Below are 11713 nucleotides of genomic sequence, written 5' to 3'. Positions count from 1 at the left end.
CCACCGAACTACCCTCCCCGAGAGCTACCCAAAACCGCTCACGCTTCACCGCGGGCACACGATTGTTCGCCACCAGCAACCTCCAACAGACAGGCTGTTGCGGTGACCACTTGAGCCCAAGGATCCGTCGGCGAGCCGGGGAGGTTTCTCTCGGCGAATTTTTGGGTTCTGTCGGCGCGAAAGGGGTCGGCCTCCGTGCTGGGCGCGTGGGGAGGTGAGGTTACGTCTCGGGGAGGGCGCACGCCTGGCCGTCCGACATTCCCATCGGTCGCACCCCGAGGGCCTGGTTGAGCCGACCGCGCTGATTCTCCCACGCGATGGTCATCGCGAGCTCAGCGATCTGACGTTCGCGATAGATGGCGCGACAATGCTTCTCGTAGATTAGCGAGGTCGCCCCCGACGGCAGGTGTCAGCGTCATGGCTTCGGCGTAGCCGATGACGAGCTTCTCCAGCTCGGAGTATGCGCTGCTGTCACGGTACCGCGGCAGGTCGCGGATCTGCCGCTCGCTGACGCCGCTGTCGTGGGCGAGCGCAGAGCCGATGTCGAGACAGAAATCACAGCTGATCAGGCCGGCCGCCTTCAGTTCGGCGAGTTCTTTGAGCTTCGGCTCGAGCGCATTGCTGAGCAACAGCGCAGTCTCGTAGAGGCCGGTGGCCGCACCGATCTGCGGACGGCGGCGAAGCCACCCGACCAGATCGCCCCGGTGTCGCTGTGATGACCGAAACGCTCTGCCGAAACCACGGATTCGATTGAGTGCGCGCATCGCCCGACACTAACGCCCTTTTCGCGGCCTCCGTGCTGAGGGCGCGGAAATACCAGGTCAGGCGGGTCGAACCGAGTTGATCGTTTTCTCGACCTCCCAGAATGCGCGCAACGCGCTCATCTTCCCGTCCGCATCGGCGCGATATGTGAACACACCGTGCGCCTCGGACACGTGGCCGGCGATGTGGGTGACGATCTTTCCCACATAGGCCACCTCGTCGCCGCAGATGATCTCGTCGGCAAAGACGAACTCGATGCTCTCGGTGGTGGCAATCGACTTGTCCCAGAACTCCGCAATCTGTTCGTGTCCGCGGAAGCCCTTACCTTCCGGATCGAACATCGACGGCCCCACCGGATCCTCCACCGACCCCTCGGCGGCGAAGTTGTCCACCCACGCCTGCTTGTCGCGCGCTATGACGAACTCGCGGGACCGCCGACCGGCCAGGACCGCGGGATGATTCTCCCGGTCGATGTTCAGGTAGGCCGGCGATTCCTTTTCTTGCGTGGTCATTTCGTGCCGTAATCGACCTGGAGTTCTTTCACACCGTTGATCCAGCCGTGACGTAGGCGGCGCGGCGATTCGAGTTTACTGATGTCGGGCACGAGGTCGGCGATCGCGTTGAACATCAAGTTGATCTCCATGCGCGCCAGGTTGGCGCCGACGCAGAAGTGGGCGCCGTTGCCGCCGAAACCGACATGCGGGTTGGGATCGCGCAGGATGTTGAAGTCGAACGGCTTGTCGAAGACGTCCTCGTCGTAGTTGGCCGAGCCGTAGAAGAGTCCGACGCGCTCGCCTTCCTTGATGTCGACGCCGCCGATCTGGGTGTCCCGCTTGGCAGTTCGCTGGAAGCAGTTGACCGGGGTCGCCCAGCGGACGATCTCGTCGACCGCGGTGGCGGGCCGCTCGGTCTTGAACAGCTCCCACTGGTCCGGGTGATCGAGGAAGGCATTCATACCGTGACTGATGGCGTTGCGCGTGGTCTCGTTGCCGGCCACGGTCAACAGGATGAAGAAGAAGCCGAACTCGGTCTCGTCGAGGCTCTGACCGTCGATGTCGGCGTTGACGAGTACTGACACGATGTCATCGACCGGGTCTTTCCGCCGCGCCTCGGCCATCGTGTAGCCGTACCCCAGAATCTCGGCCGACGCCATCTGCGGGTCCTCGCCGAATTCCGGATCGTCGTAGTTCATCATGTTGTTCGACCAGTCGAACAGCTTGCCGCGGTCTTCTTCGGGCACACCGAGCAGGTCGGCGATGGCCAGCAACGGAAGATCGACGGCGACGTCATGCACGAAGTCGCCCGTACCCTTCTCGGCGGCCTTGCTGACGATGGTGCGGGCAGCGTTGTCGAGCTTCTCCTCCAACGAATGCACCGCGCGCGGCGTGAACGCCTTGGAGACGAGCTTGCGCAGCCGGGTGTGGTCCGGCGGATCGTGGTTGATCAGCAGCGCCTTGGTGACGTCGAGCTGATCCTGGGTCATCTCGTCGTCGAACCGCATGATGACGCCGTTGGTGGCTGTCGACCAGTCGTCGTTGTTCTTCGAGATCTCGCGGATATGAGCGTGCTTGGACGCCACCCAGTACCCGCCGTCATGAAAGCCGCCGCCCTTCCCCGGCAACTGGGCGTTCCACCAGACCGGTGCCGTCTTGCGGAGCTGTGCGAACTCCTGCACCGGAATGCCCTTCTCGAGCAATTCCGGATTCGTGAAGTCCCAGCCCTCCTGCTCCATGAACGGATAATCAGCCATAGCGCCCCCCGATTCGGCGCCGGTCGTCGCACCCTGTGCCTGGGTCACGTCACACCACCTCGCTCTGAGATTTAGAACCTGTTTCAATCTCATTAGAGCACATTGTGACGCCGATGACAGTCCCAGATTGAAACTTGTTCTAGTTTTCTCACTGCGCGCAGTTCGTGACGTGGGGCGATGGTAGCAATCAGCATTGCCACATCCGATCCGCGGCATCGGCCCGGCGTTCGCCGAACCCGTCCCGTCCGTGGACTCGAATGAGAACTTGTTCTAATTTGGATGCGAGATCGAAACCACACAGAAGAGGAGTCAGGCATGGGTGTGCCGGTGATCGTGGAGGCGGCGCGTTCGCCGATCGGCAAGCGGGCCGGATGGCTGTCGGGTCTGCATGCCGAGGAACTCCTGGGGATGACCCAGCGTGGGGTGATCGAGAAGGCTGGGATCGATCCGGCGATCGTCGAGCAGACCATCGGCGGTTGCGTGACGCAGGCCGGGGCGCAGGCCGGCAACATAACCCGCAAGGCATGGTTGTCGGCGGGACTGCCCGACCACGTGGGTGCGACAACCATCGACTGCCAGTGCGGTTCAGCCCAACAGGCCAATCATCTGATCGCCGGGCTGATTGCCAGTGACACCATCGATGTGGGCATCGCATGTGGCGTCGAAACCATGACGATGGTCCCGCTGGGCGCGAATGTCGGCACTGATGCCGGTCCGTACCACGCGGACTCGTGGAACATCGACATGCCCAACCAGTTCGCATCCGCCGAACGGATCGCCGAGCGACGCGGCATCACCCGGGCAGACACCGACGCATTGGGCGAACGCAGTCAGCGATTGGCCAAGCAGGCGTGGGCCGAAGGCCGGTTCGACCGGGAGGTGCTCTCCCTCAAGGCGCCCGAGCGCACCAAGGACGGTGAGCTCACCGGAAAGATCCTCGATGTCGGCCGCGACCAGGGACTGCGTGACACCACGATGGACTCGTTGGCAGCGTTGAAGCCGGTGATCGAGGGCGGCATCCACACGGCAGGCACGTCATCACAGATCTCCGACGGCGCCGCGGCGATCCTGATCATGGATGAGGCCAAGGCTCGCGCACTCGGTCTCACGCCGCGCGCACGGATCGTGGCACAGGCACTCGTCGGCGCCGAGCCCCACTACCATCTCGACGGCCCGGTGCAATCCACCGAGCGAGTGTTGGAGAAGTCGGGGATGTCGTTGTCGGACATCGACATCGTGGAGATCAACGAGGCTTTCGCATCGGTGGTCCTCAGTTGGGCGCAGGTTCACAAGGCCGACATGGACAAGGTGAACGTCAATGGCGGCGCCATCGCATTGGGACATCCGGTGGGCAGCACCGGTTCCCGACTCATCACCACCGCCCTGCACGAACTCGAACGGAGCGACAAGCAGACCGCGTTGATCACCATGTGTGCCGGCGGGGCGCTGTCGACCGGCACCATCATCGAGCGCATCTGATGCCCGTCATGGATCCGACCAACCGGCCCAAACAGCTGGGGTCGCCGGTGGTGCAACGCCTCATCAAGGTGGGTTCACGCCTGAACACCAAGCTGTACAAGGCAACCGGCGGCCGACTCGGCAAGTACTGGCGGGTCGGCGCCGGGTTCGGCAAACCGGTTCCGGTATGTCTACTCACCACCACCGGCCGCAAATCGGGTGAACCGCGCACGGCGCCGCTGATCTTTCTCCGCAAGGGCGACACGTTCATACTTGTCGCGTCGCAGGGTGGGCTGCCCAAGAATCCCGCGTGGTATCTGAATCTGGTCGCCGATCCCCGGGTGACGATCCAACTCGGGACGGAGACCTTCGATCTCACGGCCCGTACGGCATCGGAGTCCGAGCGCGCCGAGCTGTGGCCAGAGCTCGTCGACACCTATGCCGACTTCGACACCTACGCGGCCTGGACGGAGCGGACGATTCCGGTGGTGATCTGCGAGCCCCGCTGAACTCGTCCGCTCCCGTCCACCCATCCCACCGACGGAGCGGACGATTCCGGTGGTGATCTGCGAGCCCCGCTGAACTCGCCTGCTCCCGTCCACCCATCCCACCGACGGAGCGGACGATTCCGGTGGTGATCTGCGAGCCCCGCTGACGCTTCGTGATACTCACCGGCCGGCAGGCATCGCCCGCACCGCCGCACCTGCCCACGCGTCGAGAAAACCCCGCACATCGTCGACCGAGCGCTGCGACCCACCCGGGTCGAGCACCATTGATTGCAGTGTGCGCAGAACGATCTCGATGATCACCTCCAGATCGTCGTCGCCATAGCCACGCGCCGACCAGTCGACATCCATCCGGTCGATGATGGACCGGGCGAAGTTCCGGCCGAGCTCCGAGGTGAACTCGCCGACGATCGGCGCGCTCACCCGGTCCGCTCGTAGAAGCAGGCCGACATAGTCGTCGTCACGCAGTTCTGCGAGCACGCCGGTCAGCCCCTCGACCACCGCGACATCGGGGGCATCGATGCCACGCAGCCGTGCCGCCATCCGGTCGAGTAGCGCGTCGACGGCGACCACCGCGGTGGCGGCGAGCAGTTCGTCGGTACCGGCGTAGTAGCGGTAGACGGTTTGCCGGGTGACCCCCAGTTCACGGGCCACGTCGGCCAGGCTGGTGGCGGCACCCCGACGGTCGATGGTTGTCCGGGTCGCCTCCAGGATGCGGGCCCGCGCCTCGGCGTCGTTGACGGGCACCTGTCCGCCCCAACCGTGGGTACGCATCAGCCACGTGCCCCGTCGCCGCCTACCCCACCACGCCAGCTCATGACGAGTCAGCCTACCGGCGAGGCACAAAGAACCGGCGACTTCCGCGAGACCATACATATTTCTTTCTAGTGTATGGTGTGGTGACAGCTGACACATGTCGTTGTCGTCGGCGCGCACTGCCGCCGTCATCAGGAGGTTTCTTTTGAGCACAGCCACCGGCCTGGGCACCATCCGCCCGGGATTCGACTTCACCGACCCGACGTGCTGGAGCAGGGCATCCCGATCCGCGAGTTCGCCACGCTGCGCAGAACCGCGCCGGTGTGGTGGAACGCCCAGCCCGAGGGCACCTCCGGGTTCAGTGACGGCGGATTCTGGGTGATCTCCAAACACGCGCACATTCGGGAGATCTCGAAGAACAACCAACTCTGGTCGACCAACGCCAACGGTGCAATCATCCGGCTGCCCGACTACGTCACGCCGGATCAGATCGAGTTCACCAAGGCGTTGCTGGTCAATCACGACCCGCCCGAGCACACCCGGCTGCGCAAGATCGTCTCGCGCATCTTCACCCCGAGAGCGGTGTCGATGCTGGAGGAGAACCTGTACACCTCGGGCCGACGTATCGTGCGCGAGGCGGCCGAGAAGGGTTCGGGCAATTTCGTCGACGACATCGCCGTGCACCTGCCCTTGCAGGCGATCCTCGACCTCATCGGCGTTCCCGAGCCCGATCGCCCTCGGATCCACGAGTTGGTCGACGCGATCATCAACAGCGATGACCCCGACCAGACCATCGACCCCACCACAGCGAATGCTGAGCTGCTCGGGTACGCCTATCAGATGGCCGAGGAGCGTCGGCGCAATCCCACCGACGACATCGTGACGACGCTGATCGAAGCGGATCTCGACGGCGAGGCACTCGACGAGGCGGAGTTCGGTTTCTTCGTCATCCTGTTGATCACTGCCGGCAATGAGACCACCCGTAACGCGATCACCCACGGCCTCAACGCATTCATGGACAACCCCGCGCAGTGGGATCTCTACAAGGCCGAGCGCCCGGTGACCACCGTCGACGAAATTCTTCGGTGGGCGTCGCCGGTGCACGCGTTTCAGCGCACCGCTCTCGCCGACACCCGGATCGGCGATCAGGACATCGCGAAGGGCCAGCGCGTCGGCCTGTTCTACAGCTCAGCAAACTACGACGAGGAAGTGTTCACCGATCCGTTCACCTTCGACATCACGCGCGATCCCAACCCGCATCTTGCGTTCGGGGGCAGCGGTACACACTTCTGCATCGGCGCCAACCTCGCCCGCCTCGAACTGAATCTCATCTTCAACGCAATCGCCGACGAACTACCCGACATCACCCGCATCGGCGACATGCGTCGCGTCCGTTCCGGCTGGCTGAACGGAGTGAAGGACTTGCCTATCCGCTATTCGAGTTGACCGGCGTCGGGTACCGTCGTGTGAGGTAGGCCACACTGCGGTGGTGTGGGGATCGCGAGGACCTCATGACTCTCTCGACCGAAGACAGTGCTCACCAGATCGATTTCACCGATCCGGCATTACTCGAGCGCGGACTGCCGTTGCGCGAGTTCGCGCAACGCCGCGCCACGGCGCCGGTGTGGTGGAATCCGCAACCCAACAGTCAGCGGTTCTTCGACGACGACGGATTCTGGGTGATCAGTCGCCACGCCGATATTCGCGCGATCTCCAAGGACACCGAGACGTGGTCGAACTGGGCCAAGGGTGCGGTGATGCGGATGCCGGAGACCTCGACCCGCGAACAGGTGGATGCCGGGCGCATGTTCTTGCTGAACATGGACCCGCCACAGCACACCCGGATGCGCAAGATCGTGTCGCGGATGTTCACCCCGCGGGCGGTCGCCTCCCTCGACGACGGGCTGCGAGCACATGCGCACGAGTTGATCACCGCGGCGGCCGCACACCGGGCAGGTAATTTCGTCGAGGACATTGCCGTCCATGTCCCGCTGCGCGCCATCCTCGACCTGCTCGGTGTGCCTACCGCCGACCACGAACACCTCTGCGAGTTGGCCGATTCCATGGTCAACCCCGACGACCCGGACAGCAGGCACGACCCGTTCACCGCTCACGTCGAGATGCTGTCGTATGCCTATGCGATGGCCGAGGATCGTCGCGCGCACCCCCGCGACGACATCGTGACGACACTGGTGCAGGCAGACATCGACGGCCATGCCCTCGACGAGTCCGAGTTCGGCTTCTTCGTGATCCTGCTCGTCATCGCGGGCAACGAGACGACCAGAAACGCGATCTCGCACGGTCTCAACGCTTTTCTCGATCATCCGGATCAGTGGGAGCGCTACCGGCGGTCGCGGCCGGCCACCGCGGTGGACGAGATCATCCGGTGGGCGACGCCCGTGCACTGCTTCCAACGCACGGCACGCGTCGACACCGAGGTGTCGGGGGTTCCGATCGCAGCCGGCCAGCGCGTCGGATTGTTCTACAGCTCAGCAAATTACGACGAGGAGGTGTTCGACGACCCGTTCACGTTCGACATCACCCGCGATCCTAACCCGCACTTGAGTTTTGGCGGCAACGGCGCCCACTTCTGTATCGGCGCCAACCTCGCGCGACTTGAGGTCCGAACCCTGTTCGACACGCTCGCCGACCTCGTCCCCGACATCACCAAACTCGCCGAACCGCAACGCGTCCGCTCCGGCTGGCTCAACGGTGTCAAGGACCTGCAGGTGTCCTACGGCCAGGCGTCAACCCCCGGCTGAGCAGCCGCGACCGCGCCAGGCCCTACGCCGCGAACTGCGCGCGGAGCGCCTTTTTGTCGGGCTTACCCAAGGCCGTCAGGGGCAGCGAGTCGGTGAAGATGACCTGTTTGGGTGACTGCACCGAACCCTTGCGTTCTTTGACCGATTCCTGGATCTCTCGGATGATCCGGTCCTTGGCAGCTTCATCGTGTTCGACGTCGGATCGCAACACCACCACGGCGGTTACGGCCTCACCCCACTTGTCATCGGGCACACCGATCACGCCCACCTGGCCGACCGAAGGATGTTCGGCCACAACGTCTTCCACCTCGCGCGGGAAGACGTTGAAGCCACCGGTCACGATCATGTCCTTGGTGCGGTCGACGATGTACCAGAATCCATCGGCGTCTTCGCGCGCCACGTCGCCGGTGCGCAACCAGCCGTCCCGAAAGGTCTCCGCGGTCTGTTCGGGAAGACCCCAGTAGCCGCCGGCCAACAGCGGTCCCGCCACACAGATCTCACCGGGCTCCCCTTGGGCGACGGGCTTGTCGTCGGGTCCGAGCAGCGCGGTCCGCAGGAACGCCGACGGACGCCCGCAACTGCTCAGGCGGCGCGGATCCTCGCCGGGTTTCGGGTGGTCGTTCTTGCCGAGGTAGCTGATCACCATCGGCGCCTCGGATTGCCCGTAGTACTGCGCGAAGATGGGACCGAACCGTTCGATGGCTTCGGCCAGGCGCACCGGATTGATCGCCGACGCACCGTAATACACGGTCTCCAGGGACGAGAGATCACGGGTCTTGGAGTCCGGGTGATCCATCAGCGCGTACAGCATCGACGGTACGAGCATCGTGGCGGTGATGCGTTCTTCTTCGATGACGCGCAGCACCTCGGCCGGGTCGAACTTGCCCATCACCACCATGCACCCACCCTTGATCAGGGTGGGGACAAAGAATGCCGCACCCGCATGCGACAGCGGCGTGCACATCAGAAAGCGCGGATTCTCCGGCCACTCCCATTCCGAGAGTTGGATCTGGGTCATCGTCGACATCGCCCGTGCGGTGCCGACTACCCCCTTGGGTTTGCCGGTGGTACCACCTGTGTAGGTGATCGATACGATGTGTTCGGGCGGGAGTTCGGCGGCGGCCAGCGGCCTGGGCGAGAAGTTATCGGCCTCGGCGATGACGTCGCGACCGTAGGCGGCGAGTTCTTCGGGGACGGGGCCGAGGGTGAGCACCTGCTTGAGGCTCTCGACGCGGTCGACCAAGGCCACCGCTCGCTCCACGAACATCGGCACCGGGTCGATGACCAGAGTCGTCACCCCTGCATCGGACAGCACATACGCATGGTCGTCGAGCGAGCCGAGCGGATGCAGCGCAGTGCGCCGCCAGCCCTGCGTCTGCCCGGCACCGATGACCAGCAACACCTCGGGACGGTTGAGTGCGAGCAATCCCACCGTCGACCCGGTGCCCGCACCGAGGGATTCAAAGGCCTGCTGATAGCGACTGACCGCGTCGGCCATCTGCCGACCGGTGAGTTCGGTGTCGCCGAGGAACAGCACCTTGCGGTCAGCATGGCGACGCAATGCGGCCACCAAAAGGTCACCGAGATGGGTGCCGCCGCGCAGATGGTCGAACTCGGTCATCGAATCCTGAAGATCGGTCATGGTCATCAAGACTAGGACGTGTTTCAGATTTTCGGAAGAAAAGACGTCAAAGATCGTCTATGAAGTGCACAGACCTATCGCTGCGCACGTATGAGACCGTCTAGAACATGTTGCATTTTTTGCTTTCAGTCGTTCGCCGCACTCATCACCCCACGTCGCGGAGCCTGAACTAAGATCGGTGACCATGACCGATCTGGATCTGGCCACCTCCCGCCGCGACATCACCGATGCCCTGCTGACTGCACTCGAGCGCCGTCACGAGGTGCTCGACGCCATCGTCGACGCCGACACCCGCAATGAGGCCGTCGATGCCGTCGCCAAGCTGCTCGACAAGTCCACCCTGGGCGCCGAGGCCATTCTCGGCATGTCGTTCTACCAGCTCACCAAGGACGAGCGGCGCAAGAACCAGGCCGAACTCGACGACCTCAACAATGCGCTGACCTTCACCCTCGCCGAGCGTCCCGCCAGCAGTGGTGATTCGCTGGAGCTGCGACCGTTCGACGCGACCGCCGACGCCGATCTGTTCGCAACGCGCACCGAGGAGCTCAAGGTCGCCGGCGACGGTTCGGGCACACCTGCCGGTGAGATCTCCGACGAGATCGCCAAGGCCACCGAGCGCGTCCACAACGAAGACGCAGTGTGGCTCGTCGGCATCGACGGCGGCGAGAAGGTCGGATTCGTCTTCGGCGAACTGACCGGCGGCGAGGTCGACGTGCGCATCTGGATTCATCCCGACCACCGCAAGAAGGGCTACGGCACCGCCTGCCTGCGGAAGTCACGCTCGGAGATGGCCGCGTACTTCCCCGGCGCGCACATGGTGGTCCGGGCGCCGAGCGCGTAGTCCCCACCCCCCGGTCAGCCCCGGGCTGCCATCCCTTCGGCCCGGGTGGCCGCGGCATTCACGCGGGTCAGCACCCCGTGGAGTTCCTCGAGGACGTCGAGGTCGACGCCGAGCGCGTCGATCACGGCGGGCGGGATGTCCAGGGCTTGCTCTCGTAACGCTCGTCCATCGTCGGTGAGCGCGACGTCGACGTTGCGTTCGTCATCGCCGCGACGCTGCCGCAAGACCAGGCCCGACGACTCGAGCCGTTTGAGCAGTGGCGACAACGTCGCCGAGTCGAGCTGCAACACCTGTCCGAGATCCTTGACCGCACGCGGCGAGTCCTCCCAGAGTGCCAACATCACCAGATACTGCGGGTGGGTCAGCCCCAGGGGCTCGAGTAGTCGACGATAGATCTTCAGCACCGACCGGTTGGCGACCGCGAGAGCGAAACACACCTGCCGTTCCAGCAGCAGCGGATTCGCCTCTGCACCTGCGATGTGCACCTCGGACATGCCGTCACCGCCCGCGATACTTGCGGTGATACTCCTGGTACAGGTCTGCGTTGCGCTCCTTCTCGCGCTTGTCGATCAGATCGGGATCGAGACCGTGCTGTTCGAGCCGATGGCGACGGTAGACCCGGTTGAGCGCCAAGGTGAAGAACACGTACGCGATCGGGATCGGTAGCGCCATGGTGATCCGGACATCCCACGATGCCGGCACGAACAGGAACGGCAACATCAGGATGAGGACGGGCACGGCCCAGCGGACCACCATCCGCAGGGTCGCGTGCCGACCGGCCAGGTCGTTGGCGACCCAGTCGTTCATGGACCTCGGCATCCTCGCGCCGTAGATGTAGCGGATGTATTGCAGCCCGCGCGGACGATCGGCCGATGGTGACGTTTGCACGAATTGATCGTACACGATCGAATTGTGCGGGCGTGATCTCGATACGCCTCCTCACTCCGTTCGTCGGCTACTCGATCACCGGACAAACGCCCCTCACGGAATGCTCGGTGGTCACAGAGCCCGCGAGCCCCTTCGCCGCTGGTCGAGTAGCCTGCGAGCCCCACCTTCGCTGGTCGAGTAGCCTGCGAGCCCCTGGGCGAGCATGCGACCTTCGCTGGTCGAGACATCCCTGAAGGTTTGATGTCAAGCCGCGGCGGGGGTTTGGTCCTTCCATGCGGTGTCGGGGTCGTAGGGGATGCCGCGGGCCAGGCATCCGTGGAGTATGCCGACGAGGCGGTTGGCGAGTTG

The 11713-nt window shown here is 64.1% G+C and carries 10 protein-coding genes and 2 pseudogenes; 5 read left to right on the top strand and 7 right to left on the bottom strand.

The features are described 5' to 3' along the window. Positions 1–220 precede the first annotated feature (220 nt). From L1892_RS24255 to L1892_RS24245, 3 genes and pseudogenes are all read right to left on the bottom strand, one after another. Positions 221–764: pseudogene (locus L1892_RS24255) on the bottom strand (carboxymuconolactone decarboxylase family protein). Positions 765–821: 57 nt separating this feature from the next. Further along, entirely contained in the window at positions 822–1274 is a 453-nt protein-coding gene (locus L1892_RS24250) for a nuclear transport factor 2 family protein (RefSeq protein ID WP_235726316.1), read from the bottom strand. Continuing rightward, a complete protein-coding gene (locus tag L1892_RS24245) occupies positions 1271–2560 on the bottom strand; it encodes a cytochrome P450 (RefSeq protein ID WP_372475481.1) in 1290 nt (429 codons plus the stop codon). The genes L1892_RS24250 and L1892_RS24245 overlap by 4 nt, the downstream gene beginning before the upstream one ends. A gap of 267 nt (positions 2561–2827) precedes the next feature. Here L1892_RS24245 and L1892_RS24240 point away from each other — a divergent pair, with 267 nt between their 5' ends. Both L1892_RS24240 and L1892_RS24235 read left to right on the top strand, forming a co-directional pair. Further along, a complete protein-coding gene (locus tag L1892_RS24240; RefSeq protein ID WP_235726315.1) occupies positions 2828–3991 on the top strand; it encodes a steroid 3-ketoacyl-CoA thiolase in 1164 nt (387 codons plus the stop codon). Further along, positions 3991–4479 (top strand): nitroreductase family deazaflavin-dependent oxidoreductase, encoded by a 489-nt coding sequence (locus L1892_RS24235; protein ID WP_235726314.1) that lies wholly within the window; start codon positions 3991–3993, stop codon positions 4477–4479. The genes L1892_RS24240 and L1892_RS24235 overlap by 1 nt, the downstream gene beginning before the upstream one ends. A gap of 159 nt (positions 4480–4638) precedes the next feature. Here L1892_RS24235 and L1892_RS24230 read toward each other — a convergent pair whose 3' ends face one another. Further along, the gene (locus L1892_RS24230) at positions 4639–5250 is read right to left on the bottom strand and encodes a TetR/AcrR family transcriptional regulator (RefSeq protein ID WP_235726313.1); all 612 of its coding nucleotides are present in this window, start codon (positions 5248–5250) and stop codon (positions 4639–4641) included. A gap of 139 nt (positions 5251–5389) precedes the next feature. Here L1892_RS24230 and L1892_RS24225 point away from each other — a divergent pair. Together L1892_RS24225 and L1892_RS24220 are read left to right on the top strand one after the other, a co-directional pair. Then, a pseudogene (locus tag L1892_RS24225) lies at positions 5390–6678 on the top strand (cytochrome P450). A 65-nt stretch (positions 6679–6743) separates the two neighbouring features. Further along, positions 6744–7994 (top strand): cytochrome P450, encoded by a 1251-nt coding sequence (locus L1892_RS24220; protein ID WP_235726311.1) that lies wholly within the window; start codon positions 6744–6746, stop codon positions 7992–7994. A gap of 22 nt (positions 7995–8016) precedes the next feature. Here L1892_RS24220 and fadD8 read toward each other — a convergent pair whose 3' ends face one another. Further along, positions 8017–9615, bottom strand: coding sequence for a fatty-acid--CoA ligase FadD8 (fadD8, locus tag L1892_RS24215; protein WP_372475482.1), 1599 nt, complete (start codon positions 9613–9615; stop codon positions 8017–8019). Positions 9616–9820: 205 nt separating this feature from the next. Here fadD8 and L1892_RS24210 point away from each other — a divergent pair, with 205 nt between their 5' ends. Further along, positions 9821–10477: a GNAT family N-acetyltransferase gene (locus tag L1892_RS24210; RefSeq protein WP_235726309.1), complete on the top strand. Its 657-nt coding sequence runs from the start codon at positions 9821–9823 to the stop codon at positions 10475–10477. A gap of 14 nt (positions 10478–10491) precedes the next feature. On the opposite strand, the gene L1892_RS24205 is transcribed toward L1892_RS24210, so the two are convergent. Next, positions 10492–10971 carry a MarR family winged helix-turn-helix transcriptional regulator gene (locus L1892_RS24205; RefSeq protein WP_235726308.1) on the bottom strand — a complete coding sequence of 160 codons (480 nt, stop codon included), beginning with the start codon at positions 10969–10971 and terminating at the stop codon, positions 10492–10494. Between the two features lie 4 nt (positions 10972–10975). Continuing rightward, on the bottom strand, positions 10976–11365 hold the full coding sequence (locus L1892_RS24200) for a DUF5313 domain-containing protein (protein WP_235726307.1): 390 nt from the start codon (positions 11363–11365) through the stop codon (positions 10976–10978). Positions 11366–11713: the final 348 nt, after the last annotated feature.

Origin of the sequence: Gordonia tangerina, assembly GCF_021556435.1 — a bacterium.
Taxonomy (GTDB): Bacteria; Actinomycetota; Actinomycetes; order Mycobacteriales; family Mycobacteriaceae; genus Gordonia; species Gordonia tangerina.
The sequence above is the reverse complement of the archived record's forward strand: the minus strand, read 5'-3'. Positions and strand labels throughout refer to the sequence as shown.